The organism is Tritonibacter mobilis F1926 (genome assembly GCF_000376545.2).
Lineage (GTDB): Bacteria > Pseudomonadota > Alphaproteobacteria > Rhodobacterales > Rhodobacteraceae > Epibacterium > Epibacterium mobile.
This window is the reverse complement of the sequence record NZ_CP015230.1, coordinates 472,260-495,733: the sequence shown is the minus strand read 5'-3', so window position 1 is coordinate 495,733 and position 23,474 is coordinate 472,260. Positions and strand designations below refer to the sequence as shown.

Annotated in this window: 19 protein-coding genes; 7 read left to right on the top strand and 12 right to left on the bottom strand. The window is 60.5% G+C overall.

The annotated features are described in order from the left end of the window. Positions 1-147: 147 nt before the first annotated feature. From K529_RS02335 to K529_RS02315, 5 genes are all read right to left on the bottom strand, one after another. Positions 148-792, bottom strand: coding sequence for a cell wall hydrolase (locus K529_RS02335; RefSeq protein ID WP_005659184.1), 645 nt, complete (start codon positions 790-792; stop codon positions 148-150). Between the two features lie 170 nt (positions 793-962). Further along, on the bottom strand, positions 963-3,527 hold the full coding sequence (locus K529_RS02330; protein WP_046002492.1) for a putative PEP-binding protein: 2,565 nt from the start codon (positions 3,525-3,527) through the stop codon (positions 963-965). 161 nt (positions 3,528-3,688) lie between these two features. Further along, complete coding sequence (gene glyS, locus K529_RS02325; RefSeq protein WP_005626186.1) at positions 3,689-5,971, bottom strand: glycine--tRNA ligase subunit beta; 2,283 nt, start codon at positions 5,969-5,971, stop codon at positions 3,689-3,691. A 76-nt stretch (positions 5,972-6,047) separates the two neighbouring features. After that, complete coding sequence (locus tag K529_RS02320) at positions 6,048-6,575, bottom strand: DUF6446 family protein (protein ID WP_005626189.1); 528 nt, start codon at positions 6,573-6,575, stop codon at positions 6,048-6,050. Between the two features lie 22 nt (positions 6,576-6,597). Next, the gene (locus K529_RS02315; protein WP_005626192.1) at positions 6,598-7,548 is read right to left on the bottom strand and encodes a glycine--tRNA ligase subunit alpha; all 951 of its coding nucleotides are present in this window, start codon (positions 7,546-7,548) and stop codon (positions 6,598-6,600) included. Between the two features lie 297 nt (positions 7,549-7,845). On the opposite strand from K529_RS02315, the gene K529_RS02310 reads away from it, so the two are divergent. Beyond that, on the top strand, positions 7,846-9,621 hold the full coding sequence (locus tag K529_RS02310; protein ID WP_005626195.1) for a trypsin-like peptidase domain-containing protein: 1,776 nt from the start codon (positions 7,846-7,848) through the stop codon (positions 9,619-9,621). 104 nt (positions 9,622-9,725) lie between these two features. Here the strand turns inward: K529_RS02310 and rpiB are convergent, their stop codons facing one another. The 6 genes from rpiB to K529_RS02280 all read right to left on the bottom strand — a co-directional run bounded on the left by rpiB (position 9,726) and on the right by K529_RS02280 (position 13,617). Next, entirely contained in the window at positions 9,726-10,175 is a 450-nt protein-coding gene (gene rpiB, locus K529_RS02305; RefSeq protein WP_005626198.1) for a ribose 5-phosphate isomerase B, read from the bottom strand. A gap of 119 nt (positions 10,176-10,294) precedes the next feature. Next, entirely contained in the window at positions 10,295-10,936 is a 642-nt protein-coding gene (locus K529_RS02300; RefSeq protein ID WP_005626202.1) for an SDR family NAD(P)-dependent oxidoreductase, read from the bottom strand. Positions 10,937-11,011: 75 nt separating this feature from the next. Further along, entirely contained in the window at positions 11,012-11,500 is a 489-nt protein-coding gene (locus K529_RS02295; protein ID WP_005626205.1) for a DUF1178 family protein, read from the bottom strand. A gap of 87 nt (positions 11,501-11,587) precedes the next feature. Further along, entirely contained in the window at positions 11,588-12,049 is a 462-nt protein-coding gene (locus tag K529_RS02290; protein WP_005626208.1) for an NUDIX hydrolase, read from the bottom strand. Between the two features lie 199 nt (positions 12,050-12,248). Continuing rightward, positions 12,249-13,025: an EcsC family protein gene (locus K529_RS02285; protein WP_005626211.1), complete on the bottom strand. Its 777-nt coding sequence runs from the start codon at positions 13,023-13,025 to the stop codon at positions 12,249-12,251. Positions 13,026-13,116: 91 nt separating this feature from the next. Next, on the bottom strand, positions 13,117-13,617 hold the full coding sequence (locus K529_RS02280) for a GNAT family N-acetyltransferase (RefSeq protein ID WP_005626214.1): 501 nt from the start codon (positions 13,615-13,617) through the stop codon (positions 13,117-13,119). 111 nt (positions 13,618-13,728) lie between these two features. Here K529_RS02280 and K529_RS02275 point away from each other — a divergent pair, with 111 nt between their 5' ends. Beyond that, positions 13,729-14,334 (top strand): flavin reductase family protein, encoded by a 606-nt coding sequence (locus K529_RS02275; protein ID WP_005626217.1) that lies wholly within the window; start codon positions 13,729-13,731, stop codon positions 14,332-14,334. Between the two features lies 1 nt (position 14,335). Beyond that, positions 14,336-14,977: a CatB-related O-acetyltransferase gene (locus K529_RS02270; protein WP_005626219.1), complete on the top strand. Its 642-nt coding sequence runs from the start codon at positions 14,336-14,338 to the stop codon at positions 14,975-14,977. 93 nt (positions 14,978-15,070) lie between these two features. Here K529_RS02270 and K529_RS02265 read toward each other — a convergent pair whose 3' ends face one another. Continuing rightward, complete coding sequence (locus K529_RS02265) at positions 15,071-16,681, bottom strand: SulP family inorganic anion transporter (protein ID WP_005626221.1); 1,611 nt, start codon at positions 16,679-16,681, stop codon at positions 15,071-15,073. Between the two features lie 541 nt (positions 16,682-17,222). Between K529_RS02265 and xdhA the strand changes: the two genes are divergently transcribed. From xdhA to K529_RS02245, 4 genes are read left to right on the top strand one after another with little or no spacing between them, the layout of a single operon-like run. Next, a complete protein-coding gene (xdhA, locus tag K529_RS02260) occupies positions 17,223-18,653 on the top strand; it encodes a xanthine dehydrogenase small subunit (RefSeq protein WP_005626223.1) in 1,431 nt (476 codons plus the stop codon). Then, entirely contained in the window at positions 18,650-21,019 is a 2,370-nt protein-coding gene (gene xdhB / locus K529_RS02255; RefSeq protein ID WP_046002493.1) for a xanthine dehydrogenase molybdopterin binding subunit, read from the top strand. The genes xdhA and xdhB overlap by 4 nt, the downstream gene beginning before the upstream one ends. After that, a complete protein-coding gene (gene xdhC, locus K529_RS02250; RefSeq protein ID WP_040642921.1) occupies positions 21,009-21,944 on the top strand; it encodes a xanthine dehydrogenase accessory protein XdhC in 936 nt (311 codons plus the stop codon). The genes xdhB and xdhC overlap by 11 nt, the downstream gene beginning before the upstream one ends. After that, positions 21,941-23,461 carry an ABC transporter ATP-binding protein gene (locus K529_RS02245; protein WP_005633092.1) on the top strand — a complete coding sequence of 507 codons (1,521 nt, stop codon included), beginning with the start codon at positions 21,941-21,943 and terminating at the stop codon, positions 23,459-23,461. The genes xdhC and K529_RS02245 overlap by 4 nt, the downstream gene beginning before the upstream one ends. Positions 23,462-23,474 lie beyond the last annotated feature (13 nt).

The window sequence follows — 23,474 nt, the reverse complement described above, 5'->3', positions numbered from 1 at the left end:
GTGGCCCTCGGCTGGCTTAGAACAGGAAGGAGGCTGTGTCAGGAGTCACAGTCTTAGGTCCGTTCAGGCCAGATAACAGGCTCAGACCCGCCGTGCCAGAGCCGGAAAGCGGCGTCTGGCGATCTCTGGCGGGGAAAATCGCGTCGCTTATTTTGCCGCCGTGCGGAAACGCTCGTCACGGTAGAAAAGATGCACGCCAATACGCGCGGTCTTGGTAAACTTGCGCGACCAACGCGGTTTTACCGCTGTGGTGTGATAGTAGGTGGCACCCTGCGTGAGTTTCGGGTTCACCCCGTCTAGGATCAGCCGCGCCACCTTGGCGACACGTTCAAACGCGCGTGGCTCGCGGATTACTTCCTTTTGACCATCACAGGTATAGGTGAACTGGCACTGATATTTGCGACCTGTGCCCTGATTGATCACGCCACAGAACGTATTGGGGAATTGTGAGCTCTTGACCCGATTGCGGATCACCTCAGCGACCGCGAATTGACCTTTGACGGTCTCGCCCCGCGCCTCAAAGTACAGCGCTTCGGCAAGGCACGCAAACTCACTGCCGCCAGACGCTTCGGGTCGGCTATCCAAGAAGGCCCGCGTGTACTCGACCTGCGTGACTTCTTTGGTTCGGCTTTGGCGTTTTCCACCCAAAAAGCGTAGCATACGCTCCTTTGGCGCGGCCTGAAGCGTTGACTGCTCCTGTTTGAAAAGCGCATCCAGCCCCATGTCTGCAGAGGCAATGCTACCGCATAGTGTTGCCGCGATCACTGCGACACACATCAGATTCCGTTTCATTCAGGGTACCCCCGGTCCAACTGCCTGCAGCGGCATTCCGACCGCAAGCGACGGCTTCGGGTAACGGAAATGTATCAAAACGTCCACCCAAGCGGACGTATACCCGTTATGCCCCAAGGCTTACATCGATGCGGCGATGTCTCTTTTGCCGCCGAAGAACCCTGAATTCGTTAATTTTTTATGTATGTCGGCGCTATTCGGCCGGTTTTATCGGCGATCGCCAATTGCGCCGCCGCAAGCCGTGCAACGGGCACTCGAAAGGGGGAGCAGGACACGTAATCAAAGCCCGCCTCGCGGCAGAACGCGATTGATTCGGGGTTGCCACCGTGCTCACCACAGATCGAGAGGGTGATTTCAGGCTTTGCCATCCGTCCCCGCTGTACACCGAGTTGCAACAGCTCTCCGACACCATCCACATCAAGCACGTGGAACGGATCTTCTGCAAAGACACCCTGCTGCACATAGGCCGACATGAACCGCCCCGCATCATCGCGGGACAGACCATAGGTCATCTGCGTGAGATCGTTGGTGCCAAAGCTCAGGAAGGCGGTGTGAACAGCAATCTCATCAGCGCGCAGCGCCGCTCTTGGGGTTTCGACCATGACGCCCAGACGATAGGTGAAATCTGCCCCGCGCTCGGATTTCACTGCTGAGGCGACCGCATCAATCCGGGCCTTCACCAATTCCACCTCACGCTTGGCCGACACCAGCGGGATCATGATTTCCGGCACCACCGGTGCCCCATCGCGTGAGGCTTCCAGCGTGGCCTCAAAAATCGCACGCGCCTGCATGTCGTAGATCTCGGGCACCGTCACCCCAAGCCGCACACCGCGCAGCCCCAGCATAGGGTTGTACTCACCCATTTCCTCCACCCGGCGGGTCACATCGCTGACCGGAAGGCCCAAGGCCTCGGAAAGCTCGCGCTGACCGGCGGTGGTGGTCGGCAAAAACTCATGCAGAGGTGGGTCAAACAGGCGAATGCAAACTGGCATCCCTTCCATGATCCGAAACAGCTCGCGGAAATCCTTCCGCTGCATCGGCAACAGGCGCGCCAGCACCGCAGCCCGGCCCGATGAGGTCTCGGCAAAGATCATCTCCCGCATCACTGTCAGACGGCCGGGATCAAAGAACATATGCTCTGTCCGACAGAGCCCAATCCCTTGCGCATTGAAATTGCGCGCGGTTTGCGCATCCGCGGGCGTGTCAGCATTGGCCCGGATCTCGATGTCACGCGCCGCATCGGCCCACCCCATCAGAGTCGTAAGCGCATCGTCTTCCGCCGCCTCGGTCATTTTTGGCTCTCCCGCCAAAACCTGACCCGAGGTTCCATCCACAGTGATCGTCTCTCCGGATTTGAAAATCCGCCCATCCGGCGCGGTTAACTGCTTGCGTCGACTATCAAATCTCAGGCTGGAGGCCCCCACGATACAAGGCAGCCCAAGCCCGCGCCCGATCACCGCCGCATGGCTGGTCATGCCGCCTTTTTCCGTGAGAACACCGGCCGCTGCATGCATGCCACGCACATCCTCCGGCGAGGTTTCACGCCGCGCCAGAATGCACGGCTCGCCGCGCGATTTGCTGGCCTGCGCCTCTGTCGCGGTGAACACCAGCCGGCCCGTGGCAGCACCGGGGCTTGCGGCGATCCCGCTGCCGATCACATCGCGTTTTGCGTCCGGGTCCACCTGACGGTGCAACAATTCATTGAGTGAATGCGCGTCCACCCGCATCACCGCCTCCTCCGGTGGGATAATCCCGTCTTCGGCCAGCCGCACCGCAATCCGCACCGCAGCCTGAGCCGAGCGCGTCACCCGCACCCCATCCAGAATATGCACGCGGCCATTCTCGATCACGAACTCCACCTGCATCTCCGCCCGCAGCTTGACCCGCATCAGGGCCGCATGGGCCTTTAGCTCCGCAAAGGCTTCGGGCGCCAACTCTTCAAGCGAAGGACCGCGTTCGTCCTGCTCCAGATAGATCGCTTCCGCATCGACCCCCAGCGCATCCCGCCCCTGACTTTGGCTCAGATACCGGCCCGTGATCTGTGGCAATCCGGTTTGAGAGTTCACAAGCTGCAGCACGCCAGAGCCGCATTCGCCCTGCCCCAGCCCCGGCACCATTTCCTGCACCACCAGCCCAAGCCCGGCATCCTCAGGCGCGCCCTTGGCCGCCCGCAACAGCCGTGCCGAAGTGCCCTCCCACGCGCGCGCCATCGACCTCAGCACCGCCGCCAGCTGTTCGCCCGGATCTTGGGGGAACGGCTCTTCGGCCTCAGCCTCATAGGCCTGCAACATCTCGCTCAGCGCATCGGGGCCGCCATCCTCGACGTCCTCGAACACATCCGGGTCCAGCCGCGCCACATGCACCGCATAGGACTGCACAAACCGCAAATAAAGCGCCGCCGCCGCATCCGCGCCAAGCGTGTCGCTCAGATCCACGAACCGCGCATCATTCATGCCAATGTTCAGCACCGCACCGGGGCCACCCCAGTCGGGATCTTCCGAGGATGGGCGCACACACAGCAGCGCATCGGGACGCAGATCCGCAAGGATCGCCTGCACGTCGACCATATAGCCTTCGGCGATCTCATGCACCGCATCAAAGGACAGCGCCACAGTCTGCGGCACCGGCAGGTTCAACCGCACCAGCCGCTGCAAACATTTCGCCCGCCCGCCATGCGTCTGATTGGCAATCGGCGCGGTGGCCGTGATCAAAGTGGCCTTCGGGGTAGTATCCATCGGTTCGTCCCCTGTGTGTTTCTGCAATGCAGCGATCCTCCCTGATCCCGAGCATAATGCGCGCAATCACTCCCGCAAGGAAAAGCATGCAGAAGCTACAACAAAAACGGCCCTCACTAAAAATAGCGAGGGCCGTTGATCACGCGAGTTGGCGCGAAGGATCAGCCCTCGATGCGGCTCAGATCAGCCACTTGACCGCAAACCTTGCGGATCTGGCTCAGCAGGTTCAGCCGATTGCGGCGCACCACCTGATTGTCGGAATTGACCTGCACCGCCTCAAAGAAGGCATCCACCGGCGCGCGCAATGCGGCCATGCCGCCCATGGCGGCCGCGAAATCCTCGGCCTCGATGGCCGAGGAGATCGCCCCCTCGTTTGCGGCAAGCGCATCAAACAGGGCGGCCTCTGCCGCATCCTCGATGAACTTCTTGTCGGCCCCGTAGGAATACTCGACCCCGTCTTTTTCCTCGGCCTGTGACAGGATATTGTTGGCGCGCTTGAACCCTTGCAGCAGGTTCTCGCCATCCTCCGACGACATGAATGCCTCCAACGCGCGGGCACGTTTCACCAGAAGCGTCAGGTCGTCATTGCCCTCCATCGCAATACAGGCGTCGATCACATCGTGACGAATACCCTGATCGCGTAGGAAGACTTTTAGACGGTCGTGGAAGAAGGATAGGAGGTCGTTCGCCTTAGACACGACTTCATCTGCCGCAGCTTCCGTGTCTGATGTCCCCATCGCCTGAATGTAAAGCTCAGCGGCCGTCGCCCGATCTAACTTGCCCACCTGAACGTCCTTCAAGGGAACTTGCTTAGAAGTTGCATTGGAGAAGCGAAGCGTCAAGTCATGTGAAAAAACCGCGTTGCCAATCACCGAAGAAAGGACAAACCGTACGTCATTCTCCAGCACCAGCCGGATCACACCAAGTGCGGCACGACGCAGCGCATAGGGGTCTTTGGACCCGGTGGGCTTTTCATCAATCGCCCAGAACCCCGTGAGCGTGTCGATCTTGTCGGCCAGCGCCACGGCAACCGACACTGGCTCTGTCGGCACCTCATCGCTGGGGCCCAAGGGCGAGTAATGCAGCTGACAGGCATTGGCCACTTCTTGCGGCAGCCCGGCGGCCTCGGCGTAATAGCGCCCCATCAGGCCTTGCAGTTCAGGGAACTCATAGACCATCTCGGAGCTGAGATCCGCCTTGGCGACCTTCGCCGCCTGTTCCGCCAGATCCGCATCCGCGCCCACGACGGGGGCGATTTCGCGCGCCAGCGCCGCGATCCGGTCGATGCGCGCGGCTTGGGTGCCGAGCTTGTTGTGGAAGGTCACATTCTCCAGAGCCGCGATCCAATTCTGAAAGCCCTTTCGAGCGACAAAGGCGTTATTTTCGGCACCTTCAAAAAGGGCATCGGGAACAAATTGGTTTTTAGCAGGCTCGGCAATCGAACGCAGGTCGTTCTCCCAGAAGAACTTCGCATCCGCCAGACGCGCGCTCAGCACCTTTTGGTTGCCCGCCAGAATGGTGGCGCCATTGTCGGCGGTTTCGCGGTTGGCCACGGTGATGAACTTCTCGATCCGCCCCGTCTTGGGGTTCTTTACCGAGAAAAACTTCTGGTGTTCCTTCATCGAGGTCTGCAGCACCTCCGGCGGCAGGTCGAGGAACTCCGCATCAATCGAGCCCATCAGCACCACCGGCCATTCCACCAGACCCGCAACCTCGGCCAGAAGACCCTTGTCGTCCACCACTTCAAGGCCCGACGCAAAGGCCTGATTGGTGGCATCCTGCCAGATCGCCGCCTCCCGCTCCTTGGGGTCGAGCACCACAAAGGCGCGTTTCAGCTTGGCGGCGTAGTCCTCAAAGCTGGTGACAGAAATCCGCGCGGGCGCCATGAAGCGATGACCCCACGTTGCGTCGCCGGATGTGATACCGTCGATATCCAGCGGGACCACCTCGCTGCCGTCTTCGCGCGTCAACACGCACAGGATCGAATGCAGAGGCCGCACCCAGCGCAAAGACCCAGCACCCCAGCGCATGGATTTGGGCCATGGGAAGTTGCGAATGGTGTCTTCCAACACTTCGGCGATGATCTCTGCCGCCGGGCGACCCGGTTTCTCGATGATTGCAAAATAGACCGCTCCCTTGGGGGTGTCGCGTTCCTCAAGCTGATCGCGGCTGAGCCCCGCACCGCGCAAAAAGCCCTCAATGGCCTTTTCGGGTGCGCCCACCTTGGGGCCCTTGCGCTCTTCGCGCACGGTGGGGGAATGCTCCAGCAGATCCTCGATCGCCAGCGTCAGGCGGCGCGGCGTGGTCAGCGCATGTGCGCCGGCATAGGTCAGACCCGCCTCGACCAGACCGTCGGTCATCCGCTTCTTCAAATCTTCGCCTGCGCGCGCCTGCATACGGGCGGGGATTTCCTCGGAGAAAAGTTCGATCAGAAGATCAGCCATTACGAGTCCTCAACGGTTCGGATCTGCCGTGCGTTCACGGCAATAAGGGATGTGGCAACAGACGCGCCTGCGCCCGTCAGTTGGTTTGCGGCCGTTTGGGGCATTCCTCGCCCACAATGGTGCCGTCATAGGCCTTTTCGCCACAGTTGTTCAGTTCGTGCCAGACGTAACCCCGGCCATCTTCAGTGATGGCCACGATACGGTCGACACCAAATTCGATATTCTTTTCAGAGATAAACGCCATCGCCTGACCGTCATGCAATGCCTGCCCGATGGTATTAGCGTCAAAGCAATCAAACCAGTTTGGCGCATTACGCGGCTCACGCGCGTCAGACAGCTGATAGAGCTGCGCCACCTCCGCCGGTTTCAGCGGCGTGGTGAAACAGGCGCGATAGCGGATCGGAGAGCTATCGGCATCAATTGCCTGAAAGTTTCCATAGGCGATGGGTTCCGGCGTCTCGCCTCCGATCGGCAGCAACACGACATCCTGCCCCGGCTTTTCAACGACGTCGTCATAAAAGCCGTAGACCTGTAGGTAGTACATCGCGATCCCTGCCACAAGGCCAGAGACGATGAGAATGATCGACAGGATTTTACCGGTCATATCAGATGCTCCCTTACGCCGCTCAGGCCGCTGTTTCGCCCGCGGTCTCGCCGGTATGCCCGCCCGCCTCGGTCAACACAAAGGCATCGGCACATTGTTTTGCAAGCGTGCGCACGCGCCCGATGTAGGCCTGACGCTCGGTCACAGAGATCACACCGCGCGCATCCAAGAGGTTAAAGATATGCGAAGCCTTGATGCACTGGTCATAGGCCGGATGCGCCATGATGATGCGCTTGCCGGTCTTGGGGTCCATATGCTCCTGGGCGAGGATTGCGGCACATTCGGCCTCGGCTTCCTCGAAATGACGCAAGAGCACCTCGGTATTGGCCACGTCAAAGTTCCAGCGCGCGTATTCTTCTTCAGTCTGCTTGAAGATATCGCCATAGCTCAGCGGTTGTGGCGATTGCGGATCGTTGAAGGGCATGTCCATCACGTGATCAATGCCGAGGATATACATCGCCAGACGTTCCAGACCGTAGGTCAGCTCGCCCGAGACCGGGTGGCAGTCATGGCCGCCGACCTGCTGGAAATAGGTGAACTGGCTGACTTCCATACCGTCGCACCAGACCTCCCAGCCCAACCCCCAGGCGCCCAGAGTCGGGCTTTCCCAGTCGTCCTCGACAAAGCGGATGTCGTGCAGTTCCATATCGACGCCGATGGCCTCCAGTGAACCGAGATAGAGCTCCTGCAAGTCCGGCGGGCTGGGTTTGATCAGCACCTGATACTGGTAGTAATGCTGCAAGCGGTTCGGGTTTTCACCGTAGCGCCCGTCCGTGGGGCGGCGCGAGGGCTGCACGTAGGCTGCGGCCCATGCGTTGGAGCCAAGCGAGCGCAGCGTGGTTGCCGGGTGAAAGGTGCCCGCGCCCACTTCCATATCGTAGGGCTGCAGGATGGCGCAGCCCTTGGAGGCCCAATAGGTCTGCAAACGCAGGATGATCTCCTGAAACGAACGCGGGGCTGTGGTCTGGGTCATGTCTCTTCCCCTCTAGGGCATCGGCGCGCCCGCCTCATGAGAGCCACCGGAAGCCCACACAGACGGTGCAATGTTCGACCGTCTTCCTATGCAAGCCCCCCGGCGGGGTCAACGGCCCCGTGCGTTGCAAACCCCAGCGAGACCGCAGACAGGGGGAAAATTCACGTCGAAGTGTCGAAGATGAGAAACAGATGCATATAACACGCAGATGTGCGGATTCTCGCCGTTTCCTTTTGGCACACAAAATGGTTACCTGCGCGGCGAACAAAATCCGTTTCTTCGTACAGAGGATTAGCAATGAAGAACCTATTTGCCTCGGTGTTGTGGGCATTGATCCTGTGCTTTGCGGCGCTTCCGGGCGTCTCACAGGCGCAGCAATCCAATGCCGGAGGCGTCTGGATTCAGGTCGCCGCCCGCCCGTCGCTGAGCGAAGCGCAGGAAGAGGCACGTGATTTCGCCGCCCGCCTTCCCGATGTGTCAGGATATGCGCTTGGCGGGGGCTGGTATGGCATCGTCATCGGCCCCTATGCACGCCCCGACGCCGAACAAGTGCTGCGTGTCTACCGCGCTGAGGGCCAGATCCCGCGTGACAGTTTCATCACCTTCACAAGCAACCTGCGCACTCGCTTTTATCCTGTAGGAGCCGAGTCGGAAGGAACGGCCCCGGTGCCGCTGGCGGGTTCCGAAGTTGAGGCCGCCCCCGCGGAGGATGCCGCTTCCGACGTCACCCCAGATGTCGCAGTGGCCGATGAAACCCCGGCTCAGGCGCGCCAAAGCGAACGCGCCCTCACCCGCGAAGAACGCATGGACCTGCAAATCGCGCTGAAAGCGGCCGGGTTTTACAACTCTGGCATCGATGGCGCTTTTGGTCGTGGCACCCGCGCGTCTATGTCTGATTGGCAAGTGGCACGCGGCTATGAGGCCACCGGTGTTTTGACCACCGGCCAACGCAAAGCGCTTATGGACGAATACAACGCACCGCTGATTTCCACCGGCATGGCGTCATATACCGACGAAGCCGCAGGCATCTCGCTGGATCTGCCGTTGAACGAAGTGGCCTTCAGCCGCTACGAGCCGCCTTTTGCGCATTTTGAGTCCTCTGGCGATCTTGGTGCGCGTGTGCTTCTGATTTCGCAGCCCGGCGACCGCCGCACGCTCTATGGTCTTTATGACATCATGCAGACGCTGGCGATCATGCCGCTCGAAGGTCCGCGCGAACGCACCGGCGACCGCTTCACCCTCGAAGGGCGCGACAGCAAGGTGGTCACATATGCAGAGGCACGCCTGATTGATGGGGAGATCAAAGGCTTTACCCTTGTGTGGCCCACAGGGGATGAGGCGCGCCGCACCCGTGTACTGGCTGCCATGCAAGAGAGCTTTACCCGTCTGGATAATGTGCTCGACCCGGCTGCAGGCATGGATGATGCACAATCCATTGATCTGGTCTCGGGTCTGGAAATCCGCAAACCGCGCCTGTCGCGCTCGGGCTTCTTTGTGTCGGGCGACGGTGTGGTAGTGACCACCGCAGATGTGGTGAACAGCTGCGGCAGCATCACCGTGGATCGCGACGTAACCGCCGAAGTGCTGCTGAGCGATAGCGAGGCGGGTATTGCAGTGCTGAAACCGACCGAAGCACTTGCGCCAATGGCAACCGCACCGCTTGCCTCCACCGCGCCACGCCTGCGCAGCGCGCTTGCGGTTTCTGGCTACTCCTACGGCGGTGTCCTCGGCGCGCCGAGCCTCACTTGGGGCGCGCTCAGTGACCTCAAGGGCTTGCAGGGTGAGGACTATCTGGCCCGTCTGGAACTCGCCGCTCAGCCTGGTGATGCCGGTGGTCCGCTTTTGGACAAGGACGGCACGGTGCATGGCATGCTGTTGCCCGTTGTGACCGATGGCCCGACATTGCCCGAAGGCGTGCGGTTTGCGCTCAAAGGTGAGGTGATCCGTATGGCCCTTGAAAAAGCGGGCGTCGGCCTGCCCGCAACAGAAGCCTCCACCACTGGCGAGATGCCATTGTCGCTGCTGCAAAAAGAGGCCACCGGCCTTACGACGCTGGTCAGCTGCTGGGACTAAGACCTCCCATGCCCCGAACATCAAAAGGCTCCCGAAGATCACTTCGGGAGCCTTTGTTTTAAGGCCGGATCACACGTGCACGTGACCCGGGTCTGATCCTGTCATCAGCCTTCGATTGCGGAAATCATATCGACACGGGTGCCGTGACGACCGCCCTCAAATTCAGTGTTGAGGAAAGCATCAACGATTTCCAGCGCCAGCCCTTCGCCCACAACACGCGCACCGATCGACAGCATATTGGCGTCATTATGGGCGCGGATCATCTGGGCGGAGAATGTATCAGAGCAGACACCACAGCGGATGCCTTTGACCTTGTTGGCGGCCATCATGATGCCCTGACCAGTGCCGCACAGTAAAATGCCCAAGTCGCTTTCACCTGCCGTCACGTGACGCGCGGCGGCCTCACCGTGTTTGGGGTAATGGGTGCTCTCCGGCGTGGTGGGGCCAAGATCGGTCACGCTATAGCCGCGTGCCTCGATATGTTTGACGATGGTTTGACGCAGCTCGATGGCGGCGTGATCACTGGAAAGAACGATGCGTTTACTGGCAATCATGATGCGGTCATCCCGTTTCCCGGCCCGGATCATTGGGCCGGTGGTGGTGGATCAGAGGGGGTTCGCCCCGCACATAGCGGGTTTTGCCTTGATCGCAAAGACCCCGCATGACCGCATCCTCAGTAGGCGTGGACCTGACCGTCCCAAGTGTGGAAACACCCCGTGGTGTCGAGCGACAGAACGTCAAATTCGTTAATCAGTCCCAAGGCGCATTCCTGCACCGAGATATCACCGTCCTGCCCCCCCATATCGGTGCGTACCCAGCCAGGATGATAGATCCCAACCGCGATACCTTCGGGTTTGAGGTCGGTTGCGAGATTGCGCCCGATATTGAGCGCTGCCGCCTTAGAGGCGCGATAGGCATAAGATCCCCCCGGCGCGCGGGCATGGCTAGCCATCTGCGAGGAGATAATCGCGATCTTCGGGGCCTCAGCGAGTTTCAGGTTTGGCAGCATCGCCTGCACGGTTAGGAACACACCGGTCACATTCACCGCCAGAGACTTCGCCCAAACCTCAGCGGTATAGTCCTTCAGCGCCATGGATTTATCGAGGTAGACGCCTGCATTGCAAATCAGCAGATCAACCGGGTCGCCTTTGATCTGCGCCGCAAAGCGCGCTTGCTGGCCCGGATCACTTACATCAAGCCGCGTGCCCGAGGAATGATCGCGCGAGGTGCCCGTCACCCGGTCGCCACGCTCAGTCAGCCGTGTTTTCAGCTCGCGTCCGATACCGCGGCTGCTGCCTGTCACCACCACATGCATTGGCGGTCTCCTTCCTGTCTGCTCTGCCTGCTCCTATCCGCAACCGGTCCCAGCGAGTCGCAAGATAGGTCTGCCTTAGTTGGTCTTGCGTGTGGGCGCAAAGGGCAAGGGCAAAACCGGCACGCCTTCTTCGATCAGCGCTTTGGCCTCTTCCGGCTTTGCCTCGCCATGGATCGAGCGCGTGGGCGCATCACCCAGATGCATCTCGCGCGCCTGTTTCACGAAATCCTTGCCGACATAGTCTGAATTCGCCTCGACCTGTTTTTTGAGCGCAGAAATCGCCGCTTCCAATTCATTCGATGGTGTCGAAAGCGATGTCGGGGCCGGCGCGACCTGTTTCGGTGCAGCTGGCACAGTGTCAGATGAAGTTTCTGACGCGGGTGCGGAGGCCGCTTTGCGACCGGGGCGCACTCTAGGCGCCATCAGAGCCTTTTCCACCTTAGTAGATCCACAATGGGTACAGGCAACCATGCCCGTGCCTAAAAGCTTCTCGTAGGCCTCTGCCGATTGGAACCAGCTTTCAAAGCCATGTCCTTCAGCGCATTTCAGTGCATAACGTATCATTTTTTGTCTCGTGCTCAGAGGCGACGATTAAATACGGCTGGGCGAAGTTTGCAAGGGTGGCCGTGCCTGGAACCACCCGCCCTGTCATTACAGGCCCTTTGGCGAGAATGAACGCAGCAAGGCCGCCAATTCTGGCTCGGCCACTTGTTTCGCTGCGCGGCTCAACGACATCCACACCCGCAAGCGGTCTTCGCGTTCAGGAAAACGGTCTGCGAGCTTGTACACCTTCAGGGCAAACACATCCACCCGGCAGCGCAAATTTGGTGCGGCCTCTCGCACCTTATCATAGGTAAACCGACCGATTGGCATGTCCAGCGTCTCTCCTGTGACGCCCGCCTCTTCCCATGCCTCGACACCAGCCGCCTGAGCCGCTGATTTCCCCGCCATCGGCCAGCCTTTTGGGATGATCCAGCGCCGTGTCCGCCGAGATGTGACAAGCAACACTTTGACCCGCCCTTTGGCGGTGATCCGATAACACAGTGCCCCGACCTGCTGGTGCAGGGCCTGCTGCTCGCCTTGCGGCCTGACTGCTTCCAAGACCTCTGACATGGGTCTCCTGCCTTTTTACTCTTTAAAATTGCGGCCCAAACACGGGCCGACCAAATAACACGCGCCTCAAGATTGCGAAAAAATGGTTAACATTCCTTTTACCCCTCTTCACCGTGCAATCCAGAGGAGCAATAGGTATGGGCGTTTTGACGCCGGTCGGCGGGTATGATCACGATACCGCGTCGCTCAGTATACGCTCTCAGCTCAAAAGCCGCTGTTGCAGGCGTTCCACCATCTGCGGATAGGGCGTATCGGCCTCGAGTGCGAGGCGACGCAGCGCAAAATGCACATGCGCCATTTCCTGATAATAGCCCGAGTAGACATAGTTGACGCTACCGCCCGCCACAGCCCCCAGAACGGGCACCATCTGCGCGGCGAGCTTTGGGCCAAGCGCCACTGCCAAGCGCGGGGCTACGGCTGCGATCAATTGCGACAATCCTGCGCCAGACAGCCCCAATCGCAAGGTCAGGAACCCCGTGTCCGCCCCATCATCATGCGCCATAGGCCCCGCAGCGGCAAAAACCTCGACCGCATCAAAACGCACGCTTTTGGCATTGGGATCAAAGCCATACTCCTGCGCGACACCCTGAATGCTGCGCATCAAAAAGGTCGTTGTTGCAGGCAATTCCACCAATGCGCCCGGCAACCCGGCCGCGCCACCCACCATGCCCATGGTGGTACTGACCCAGCGATTGGTCTGTGCCGGCTGATCGGGCAGCACGCGACGGCTAAGCGCCGCCCCCCGAACAGAGAGATGCAACGCCTGCAAAACCGCGCCCTCAATCGCGCTGCGCACGGGCCTCGGCATACGGCGCATCAGGTCTTCTCCCTGACCGCCCAGCGCATTCAACAACCGCATGCCAAAATGCCCCGCCGCCCGGTAGCGAGCGGCAATCGCATCCAATTCTGCTTCGACATCGCGCACCGTCAGGCTGCGCTCGCTGCTCTCCAGAATTTCACCCGGCAGTTCGCCCATGTCTGACCTCATCCCTGCTGCGCCTGCCATAAGAGATCAGAAGCCACGTCCATGGTTTCAAGGTCTGGGCATCGCATCCGGGCCTTGAGTGTTACCCCTGCGCCGCACCGTTCCAGCGCGCCACGCGCCCCTGCACCCCCTGCCATGCATTTGGGCTCAGGTTCAGGCCCAGAATACGTTCGGGGTTGGTCGGCGGTGGCATCTCCACGCCCTCAAGCCGCACGAAGCCAAAGCGCTGATAATAAGGGGCATCCCCCACAAGGATCACACGTTGCCAATGGCTGTGCTCCGCCTTCCACAGGCTGTCGCGGATCAATGAGGCACCGATGCCCTCGCCTTGCCGTGTCGGGTGAACTGCCACCGGCCCCAACAAAAGCGCGTCGCTGTCACCGACATGAACGGGCCAAAACCGGATCGCACCTGCCAAAATGCCATCACTGTCGCGTGCCACCTGACTGAGAGCACGCACCGGGGCGACATTGTCGCGCAGACGATAAGAGGACAAAGCCGTCCGTCCCGGCGCAAAGCACAGGTCATAGAGGGCTTCCACCTCCCAGGAATCCTCCGGCATCTCCGGCGCGATTGTGATCACGTGTCTCAGGCTCCGTCTGCTGCGCTTTGCGACCACAGGGCCAACTCGACGCGGGGGTGGATTTCGCCCTAGCACGGGCGTAAGTCTGGGGCAAACACTTGGAGACATAGAATGTTCTACCGCCCCGAGGATGGCCACGGCCTGCCCCATAACCCGTTTAACGCCGTCGTGACCCCCCGCCCCATCGGCTGGATCTCCACGCGCTCCAGCGCAGGCGTCAACAATCTCGCGCCCTATTCCTTTTTTAATGCCGTTGCTTATGTGCCGCCGCAGGTGATGTTTGCCTCCACCTCGACCAAGGCGGATCAGGATGGCACCAAGGATTCCATGGCCAATATCCGCGAGACCGGCGTCTTTTGCGTCAATATCGTTGAATACGCCATGCGCGATCAGATGAACAAATCCTCTGCAGCACTTGATAAGGGCGTCGACGAGTTTGCCCATGCGGGGCTTGAGGCGGTTGCATGCGAGACGATCAACTGCGCCCGTGTCGCAGGCGTGCCCGCTGCACTGGAGTGCAAGCTCACCCAGATCATCGGCCTGCCCGGCGAGGCCAACAAAGTGGCCTTTGGCGAGGTGGTTGGCGTGCATTTGCGCGATGATTGCCTTGTGGACGGGATCTTTGACGTGACCAAGTACCAGCCACTCTCGCGCCTTGGGTATCGCGATTATGCCAAGGTCAGTGATCTGTTCGCGCTGACGCGTCCGGACGACTGAGATGCCGCTCCCGGACCCCAAGATGCGCCACCCGATCATCCTGCCCGATGGCTCTCCACATGCAGGCACGGTGCAGCTGGCGCGCGCGGTAGAGAACCCGAACTTCATCGTCGGCGACTACACCTATGCATCGGATTTTGATCCGCCACGGGACTGGGGCAGCCGTCTTGCGCCCTATCTTTTTGCAGGCGCGCGCGAGCAGCTGAAAATCGGCCGGTTCTGCCAGATTGCCCATGGGGTGAAATTCATCACCGCCTCGGCCAACCATGCACAAGAGGGCCTCAGCTGCTATCCGTTTCCGGTGTTTGATCCCGCGCAGATGGCCGGGTTTCAACCCGACACCCGCGACACAGTGATCGGCAATGATGTCTGGATCGGCTACAGCGCGTTGATCCTGCCCGGTGCCCGCATCGGTGATGGGGCCATTATCGGCGCAGGTGCTGTGGTGCGTGGCACAGTCCCCCCTTATGCAATTATGACCGGCAATCCGGCCACCATTGCCCGCCACAGGTTCCCTAAGCCGCAGATTGCCCGTCTTTTGGCGCTCAAATGGTGGGACTGGCCAGCAGAGCTGATCCTGCGCGCAGAGCCCGCCATTACATCTGGCGATCTCGACATGCTCGAAGCGCTCGCGCCCGACTGATCTGCCGCTTTGGCGCGCAACCTCCTTTTTAAAACAAATAAGCCGCGGTCCCATTTGGGACCGCGACCGCTTTGCTAACTTGCCTGTCAGATCTCAGTGACCGCCCAGAATGCCGGTTTTCACCGAGTAATCCACCGCCAGACCATATTCAGGGTCATCGTCGCTATCGACCATCAGATGACCCGCCTTCGAGAGCAACTGGTGACAATCGCGGCTCAAATGGCGCAGCTGCAACGCTTTGCCCGCCGCCGCATATTTTCCGGCCAAAGCCTCGATCGCCTGCAACGCCGACTGATCCACCACGCGCGAGGCGGCAAAATCAACGATCACCACATCCGGGTCGTTCTCGATATCAAACAGCTCGATAAAGCCGTCCGTAGAGCCAAAGAACAGCGGGCCTTGGATCTCATAGACCTTGGCCCCTTGCTCGCTGACACTGTCGCGGGTGATCGCATGAATGCGGCGGGCGTTGTTCCACGCATAGGCCAAGGCCGAGACAATGACCCCAACCACCACGGCAATCGCAAGGTCGGTCATGACTGTCACCACAGTCACCAGCACAATGACGAAGGCATCGGTGAGCGGCACCTTGGTCATGATCTTAAAGCTGTTCCACGCGAAGGTGCCGATCACCACCATGAACATCACCCCCACAAGGGCCGCCAACGGAATCTGCTCAATCAGCGGGGAAGCCGCAACGATGAACAGCAACAGAAACAGGGCGGCCGCAATCGCCGCAATCCGGGTTCGCCCGCCAGAGTTCACATTGATCATCGACTGACCAATCATGGCGCAACCACCCATGCCGCCAAAAAAGCCGGTGACAATGTTAGATGTCCCTTGCGCGATACATTCCTGGCTCGCACCGCCGCGTTTGCCGGTGATCTCCCCCACAAGGTTCAGGGTCAATAGGCTCTCAATGAGGCCAATCGCTGCCAAGATCACCGCATAGGGCAGGATGATCTGCAGGGTCGCCCAATCGAGTGGCACCATCGGGATGTGGAACATCGGCAAGCCCCCCTCAATCGAGGCCATATCCCCAACCCGCGGCACATCCAGACCAAATGCAATCACGATAATCGCCGTAATCCCAATCCCCGCGAGCGGTGCCGGGATCACCTTGGTGAGCTTGGGCATACCCCAGATGATCACCATCGTCAGCACCACCAGCCCCAGCATCATCAAAAGCTGTGGCCCTGCGAGCCATTGTTCGCCGTTGCTACCCGGCTGTTTAAACTGCGTCAGCTGCGCAAGGAAAATCACGATGGCCAGGCCATTCACAAACCCCAGCATCACCGGATGCGGCACCAGTCGGATGAACTTCCCCCAATGCATCACCCCCGCAATCACCTGCAGGATGCCCATGAGAACCACAGTCGCAAAGAGATATTCGACGCCGTGGTCTGCAACCAAGGCAACCATCACCACCGCCAGCGCGCCAGTCGCGCCGGAAATCATACCCGGACGCCCCCCGATCAGCGCCGTAATCAGCCCCACCAGAAAGGCTGCGTAAAGCCCCACCAGCGGGTGCACGCCCGCGACAAAGGCAAAGGCTACAGCCTCCGGCACCAGCGCCAGTGCGACCGTCAGCCCCGACAACAGCTCGGTGCGCACACGGGCCACGGTAAAGCCCTCATCCTGCATGATGGAAAGATTGGGAGGAGAGATATTCTTGGCCAGAAGGCCCAGTACGCCGCGTGTCATGACACCAAAACCTGTAAATTCGGGAAGCTTGTTTTGAGCGCCTGTTAGCGCCATTGACCCCGCGACACAAGGCAAGGCAAGAAAACAAGGGCCCATAGCGTCGCAGCCGCCCAATGCGAGGGCAGCATGCCACAGATAGGTCAGCTTTATTGTCTCAATATATGCGACACCTCCAAAGGCTGACGCATGATCCCTTTGCGTTGCGCGCCACACACTTGCGGCGCTCATTCCAGCGTCACGCGCCCAGAAATGCATCACTTAATTTATGGATTTTTTTGAAACTCTTTAGCCCGAAGACGAATTCCACCGTAGCGCGCGCAGAGTAAAATTGTTACAAATCAGGCAGTAACTGCGCAATCTGTGCAATGCCTCGATCTTAAACGTGAAGAATTCTCAACCGATGCCTGCAGCCATTGTTCTTGCTTTGATTGGCAAGGCCTCACAAGCTGAGCGTGACATCAAATAACGCCCGCGCACTTTCTACGTCGCATCGAAAGTCGCGCAGCATGGGACAACAGGGTACCGCGACGGGCTTTTCAAGATGACGATTACCTTTCATCTCAACGGTGAAGAGGTCTCGCTTCCAGAACCCCAGCCAACAACAACGCTCTTGGACTGGCTGCGCGAGGACCGCGGTCTCACCGGCACCAAGGAAGGCTGCAACGAGGGCGATTGCGGCGCTTGCACTGTGATGGTCACCGACCAAAGCGGTGCCAGAGCGCTGAACGCCTGCATCCTCTTCCTGCCGCAACTCCACGGCAAATCCATACGCACGGTCGAAGGGGTCGCTCATCCGGATGGCACCCTGCATCCGGTGCAACAGGCAATGGTCGATCTCCACGGCAGCCAATGCGGTTTTTGCACCCCAGGCTTCATCATGTCGATGGTCACCGCCCATACCAATGGTGCCATCGATCATGACGACCAGCTCGCCGGCAACCTCTGCCGCTGCACCGGCTATGCGCCGATCACCCGTGCCGCCGAAGCCGCCCAAGGCGCCCCTGTGCCGGAGCATATCAGGCAGGATTCATCCTTCATCTTCTCAGAAATATCTCGGGGGGAGGTCGCAGACCGGGGGGCAGAGCCCCCCTCCGACATCCCTGTGGCAGCGCCCCCTTCTACCTTGCGTCCCAGATCCTCGGATGAGCTGGCTGCAACCTATGCAGCCCGCCCCGATGCCACGCTGATCGCCGGAGCCACCGATGTCGGGCTTTGGGTCACCAAGCAATTGCGCGATCTGGATGATGTGATCTTCCTTGATGGCTGTACGGATCTGAAGGGCATCACCATCAGCGAAACAGAGGTCCGCATCGGGGCAATGGCGGATATGAACCGTGTCCGCGCCGCCCTTGAGCCGCTCCATGCCTCCTACGCCGAGATGATCCGCCGCTATGCCAGCCAGCAGGTCCGCGCCGCTGCGACCATCGGCGGCAATATCGCCAATGGCTCTCCCATCGGGGACAACCCGCCTGCCCTCATCGCCTTGCGCGCCACATTGCACCTGCGCCACGCAGACACCCGCCGTGCTATCCCGTTGCAGGACTTCTTTATCGACTACGGCAAACAGGACCGCGCCCCGGGTGAATTTGTCGAGGCTGTGAGCTTTGCGCGCCAACCCGACAGCCTCAGGGTCTATAAACTCTCCAAACGCTTCGATCAGGATATATCTGCGGTGTTGGGCGCGTTTAATGTCACCGTGGTCAATGGCAGCGTGACCGCAGCCGCCATCGCCTTTGGTGGCATGGCAGCCATCCCGAAGCGCGCCGCGCATGTGGAGTCCGCCCTGATCGGCCAGCCGTGGACAGACGCAACGATCAAGGCCGCCAAAGCCGCCTTTGATCAGGATTTCACTCCCATGAGTGACATGCGTGCCTCCGCCGCCTATCGGCTGGACTGCGCCCGCAATATGCTCACGCGCTATTTCACAGATCTGAACGGCGCCTCTGAGCATGTGTTGGAGGTGGGCCTATGACTGTTGCAAAACCCCTGCCCCATGATGCGGCAACCCTGCATGTGACGGGCCAGGCCCGCTATGTCGATGACATCCCCACACCCAAGGGCACGCTGCATCTGGCCTTTGGCCTTGCACCGATTGCAAAGGGCAAGATCACCGCGATGAACCTCGCGGAGGTGCGCGCCTCTCAAGGTGTTGTCGCGGTGCTGGCGGCGGAAAATTTGCCGTTTGACAATGATGTGTCGCCTTCGGCCCATGACGAGCCGCTGTTGGCCAAAGGAGAGGTGCATTATCTGGGTCAGCCGGTGTTTCTGGTGGTCGCGACCTCCCATCGCGCCGCCCGCATTGCCGCACGAAAAGGCAAAGTAGAATACGCCGAAGAGGAGGCGCTGCTGACACTGGAGGCCGCTCTTGCTGCCGACAGCCGCTTCGAGGAAGGCCCGCGCATTTATCAAAAAGGCGACGCCTCTGCCGCCATCGCTTCGGCGGCACATATGATCGAGGATACCTTCGAGATCGGCGGGCAGGAGCATTTCTACCTCGAAGGTCAGGCCGCCCTCGCCCTGCCACAGGAGGATGGCGGCATGATCGTCAACTCCTCCACCCAACACCCCACCGAAATCCAGCATAAGGTGGCCGAGGCCATTGGCCTGCCGATGCATGCGGTGCGCGTCGAGACCCGGCGGATGGGGGGTGGTTTTGGCGGCAAGGAAAGTCAGGGCAACGCGCTGGCCGTCGCCTGCGCCGTGGCCGCGCGCCTCACCGGCAAAGCCTGCAAGATGCGCTATGACCGCGACGATGACATGACCATCACCGGCAAGCGCCATGCGTTTCGGATTTCCTACCGCGCGGGCTTTGATGCGGAGGGGCGGATTGAGGGCGTCGAGTTTACGCATCTGGTCAACTGCGGCTGGGCGCAGGATCTGTCGCTGCCGGTGGCAGACCGCGCCATGCTACATGCCGACAACGCCTATGCAATCCCCGCGATCCGCATCGAGAGCCACCGTTTGAAAACCAACCTGCAAAGCGCCACCGCCTATCGCGGCTTTGGCGGCCCGCAGGGAATGGTCGGGGTCGAACGGGTGATGGATCATGCGGCGCATGTTCTGGGGATTGATCCGGTCGAACTCAGGGTGCGCAATTACTATGATGCGCCTGATGCGGGAGGCTCTGCCGCGGCCTCGAGCAAAGGGGGCTCTGCCCCCCGGCCTACGGCCTCCCCCCGAGATATTTCTAAAAAGCTGAAGGACAATACAACGCCCTATGGCATGTCGGTCACGGATTTTGAACTGCATGAGATGACGGCGCAGTTGCTGGAGAGTTCGGACTACGCGGCGCGACGGGCAGAGATCGCGGCCTGGAATGTAAAAAACGAGCGCCTGAAGCGTGGGATGGCGTTTTCACCGGTGAAGTTCGGGATTTCCTTTACCCTCACGCATCTCAATCAGGCGGGGGCTTTGGTGCATGTCTATCAGGACGGCTCCATCCATCTCAACCATGGTGGCACCGAGATGGGACAGGGATTGTTCCAGAAGGTCGCGCAAGTGGCAGCCGCGCGCTTTGGGGTCGATCAGGCGCGCGTGAAGATCACCGCGACCGATACAGCCAAGGTGCCCAATACGTCGGCCACGGCGGCCTCTTCGGGGTCGGATCTGAACGGCATGGCGGTGAAGGCCGCCTGCGACACCATTCGCGACCGCATGGCGGCGCATTTGGCGGAAGTGCATCAGCAACCGATCTCAGCGGTCGTGTTTGAGGGAGACAAAGTCAGGATCGGCTCTGAGGAGATCAGCTTCGAGGCGGCGGCGACGCTCTGTTACACGGGCCGCGTGAGCCTGTCGGCCACAGGATTTTACAAGACCCCCTCGCTGGAGTGGGACCGGATCAAGGGCGCGGGGCGGCCGTTTTTCTATTTTGCCTATGGGGCGGCGGTCACGGAGGTCGTCGTGGACAGGCTGACCGGTGAAAACCGCATCCTGCGCACGGATATTCTGCATGATGCGGGGGCGTCGCTGAACCCGGCGCTGGATATTGGTCAGGTGGAAGGGGCCTATGTGCAGGGCGCAGGTTGGCTCACCACCGAAGAACTGGTCTGGGACGATAAAGGGCGGCTCAGGACGCATGCGCCGTCGACCTACAAGATCCCGGCCTGCTCTGACCGACCCGATGTGTTTAATGTGGCATTGTATGACGGCCAGAACCGCGAAGACACTATTTATCTCTCCAAGGCGGTGGGGGAGCCGCCCTTTATGCTGGGGATTTCTGCGTGGCTGGCGCTCTCGGATGCGGTTGCGGCCTGTGGCGATGACTATCCGCATCTGAATGCGCCGGCCACGGCAGAGGAGATCTGGCGTGCACTTGGGACACAGCGCGATGGGGTTTGATGTCGACGCCCTCAGGGCCGCCGTCGCGGCCCATGGCCGTGTCATCCGTGTTGTGGTGGCAGAGGTCAAAGGCTCCGCCCCGCGCGAGGTAGGGGCCGCGATGCTGGTCTGGAGCGGTGGGCAATCTGGCACCATTGGCGGCGGCGCGCTGGAGTTCGAGGCGGCAGAAGCTGCGCTGGGTTTGAATGTCCCTCGCAAGCTCACCACCCATGCGCTCGGGCCGGATCTGGGTCAGTGCTGTGGTGGCTCAGTCACCCTACTAAGCGAGATTTACACGTCAGAGGATCTGGCCCGCCTTCAGGGGGATGTGATCGCACGCCCGATAAAGCCCGAACCGCAACCTCTTGTGGTAACGCGCCTTTTGAATGCTGCCCGTGCACAAGGACAGCGCCCCCAGCCACAAATGATCGCAGGTTGGATGGTGGAGCCGGTTGCGCGCCCAACACAGCCGCTTTGGATCTGGGGGGCTGGCCATGTAGGGCGCGCGCTGGTGCAGGTGCTGTCGCCTTTACCCGAGTTTGAAATCACTTGGGTCGATGCGCTGCACTCAAAGTTCCCGGAACGCGCCCCTGAGTGCGTGACTGCCTTGCCCGCACAGGAACCGGACCGGTTGGTGCCGCACGCCCCCTCTGATGCGCATCATCTGATCCTGACCTATTCCCATCAGCTGGATCTGGCGCTATGCCATCGCCTGCTGGGGCATGGCTTTGAATTTGCAGGGCTGATCGGATCCAAGACCAAATGGGCACGGTTTCGCGCGCGTCTTTCAGCGCTCGGGCATAGCCCAGAGCAGATCGCGCGCCTCACCTGCCCGATCGGGCAGCCCGAAATGGGCAAACACCCGCAGGCCATCGCCATCGGCGTGGCGGCAGAACTCATGGCGCTTTCGCAGCGTTTGGACTTGAAAAAGGAGCATAGCGCGTGAGCACGCCTCCCCTTCTGACCATCGAGGGCCTCACCAAGGCCTACCCCGGCGTGGTGGCCAATGACCATGTCTCCTTTACCATCGGCGAGGGCGAGGTGCATGCACTTCTGGGTGAAAACGGCGCGGGTAAATCGACACTCGTCAAGATGATCTATGGGCTTGTGAAGCCTGACAGTGGCCGGATGACCCTGCGCGGTGCGAGTTATGAGCCTGCCGAACCCCGTCAGGCGCGCGCCGATGGGATCGCGATGGTGTTTCAGCATTTTTCGCTGTTTGACGCGCTCAATGTGGCGGAAAACATCGCGCTGGGGATGGAAAGTCCGCCCGCCCTGCGTGATCTGGCCGCCCGTATCCGCGAGGTTTCCGAGGCTTATGGCCTGCCGCTTGATCCGTTCCGCACCGTCGGCGATCTGTCGGCGGGCGAACGTCAGCGGGTGGAGATCATCCGCTGCCTGCTGCAAGATCCGAAGCTGCTGATTATGGACGAGCCCACATCGGTTCTGACACCACAAGAGGTGGAGATCCTGTTCGAGACCCTGAAGAAGCTGAAGAGCGAGGGCACGTCGATCCTCTATATCTCTCACAAGCTCGAAGAGATCCGCGCGCTTTGCGATCACGCGACAATCCTGCGATTGGGCAAGAACGTGGGCGAATGTGTGCCGCGCGACACCTCGGCCCGCGACATGGCGGAGCTGATGGTGGGCACCGCCCTCAAGACGCCCGAACGCGGTGCGCGGGAATTTGGCGATGTGGCCTTGGATATCACAGGCCTGTCGCTGCCTGCGCCTTCGGCCTTTGGCACCACATTGAAGAACGTGCATCTGGCCGTTCGGCGGGGCGAGATCCTCGGTATAGGCGGCGTTGCGGGCAACGGTCAGGATGAGCTTTTGGCGGTGATGTCGGGCGAGGTCACTTGCGCCCGCGATGCCGTGAAATTTGATGGCCAGCCGATTGGTCACATGGGGCCGACCGCGCGCCGCGCACTTGGTGTGCTGACCGCCCCCGAGGAACGTCTGGGCCATGCAGCAGCGCCTGATATGAGCCTGACGGAAAATGCGCTTCTGACCGGATCGGTGCGCGAGGGGCTGGAAAACAACGGCTTTCTCAAATGGGGCGCGACCAGGACCTTTGCCGAAAAAATCATCAAGGCGTTTGATGTGCGCACACCGGGGCCGGAGAATGCAGCGCGCTCGCTCTCTGGTGGGAATTTGCAGAAATTCGTCATTGGCCGCGAGGTGTTGCAACGCCCGGAAGTGCTGGTGGTGAACCAGCCCACATGGGGGGTGGATGCGGCAGCAGCGGCGGCGATCCGGCAGGCCTTGCTCGATCTGGCGGCAAATGGCGCGGCGGTGATCTGCATCAGTCAGGATCTCGATGAGTTGATGGAAATCTCCGACAATTTTGCCGCCCTTAATGAGGGTCGTCTGTCTGCCCCGCGCCCCACGGCGGAGCTGACGGTGGATGAGATCGGCCTGATGATGGGCGGTGCACATGGCATGGAAGTGGCGCATGTGTAGCGCACCTGTCGCG

Bases quoted from the DNA above. Each gene is read 5' to 3' on its own strand.
- K529_RS02335 (WP_005659184.1), bottom strand. From the start codon at position 792: ATGAAACGGAATCTGATGTGTGTCGCAGTGATCGCGGCAACACTATGC.
- K529_RS02330 (WP_046002492.1), bottom strand. From the start codon at position 3,527: ATGGATACTACCCCGAAGGCCACTTTGATCACGGCCACCGCGCCGATT.
- glyS (WP_005626186.1), bottom strand. From the start codon at position 5,971: ATGGCTGATCTTCTGATCGAACTTTTCTCCGAGGAAATCCCCGCCCGT.
- K529_RS02320 (WP_005626189.1), bottom strand. From the start codon at position 6,575: ATGACCGGTAAAATCCTGTCGATCATTCTCATCGTCTCTGGCCTTGTG.
- K529_RS02315 (WP_005626192.1), bottom strand. From the start codon at position 7,548: ATGACCCAGACCACAGCCCCGCGTTCGTTTCAGGAGATCATCCTGCGT.
- K529_RS02310 (WP_005626195.1), top strand. From the start codon at position 7,846: ATGAAGAACCTATTTGCCTCGGTGTTGTGGGCATTGATCCTGTGCTTT.
- rpiB (WP_005626198.1), bottom strand. From the start codon at position 10,175: ATGATTGCCAGTAAACGCATCGTTCTTTCCAGTGATCACGCCGCCATC.
- K529_RS02300 (WP_005626202.1), bottom strand. From the start codon at position 10,936: ATGCATGTGGTGGTGACAGGCAGCAGCCGCGGTATCGGACGCGAGCTG.
- K529_RS02295 (WP_005626205.1), bottom strand. From the start codon at position 11,500: ATGATACGTTATGCACTGAAATGCGCTGAAGGACATGGCTTTGAAAGC.
- K529_RS02290 (WP_005626208.1), bottom strand. From the start codon at position 12,049: ATGTCAGAGGTCTTGGAAGCAGTCAGGCCGCAAGGCGAGCAGCAGGCC.
- K529_RS02285 (WP_005626211.1), bottom strand. From the start codon at position 13,025: ATGGGCGAACTGCCGGGTGAAATTCTGGAGAGCAGCGAGCGCAGCCTG.
- K529_RS02275 (WP_005626217.1), top strand. From the start codon at position 13,729: ATGTTCTACCGCCCCGAGGATGGCCACGGCCTGCCCCATAACCCGTTT.
- K529_RS02270 (WP_005626219.1), top strand. From the start codon at position 14,336: ATGCCGCTCCCGGACCCCAAGATGCGCCACCCGATCATCCTGCCCGAT.
- K529_RS02265 (WP_005626221.1), bottom strand. From the start codon at position 16,681: ATGACACGCGGCGTACTGGGCCTTCTGGCCAAGAATATCTCTCCTCCC.
- xdhA (WP_005626223.1), top strand. From the start codon at position 17,223: ATGACGATTACCTTTCATCTCAACGGTGAAGAGGTCTCGCTTCCAGAA.
- xdhB (WP_046002493.1), top strand. From the start codon at position 18,650: ATGACTGTTGCAAAACCCCTGCCCCATGATGCGGCAACCCTGCATGTG.
- xdhC (WP_040642921.1), top strand. From the start codon at position 21,009: ATGGGGTTTGATGTCGACGCCCTCAGGGCCGCCGTCGCGGCCCATGGC.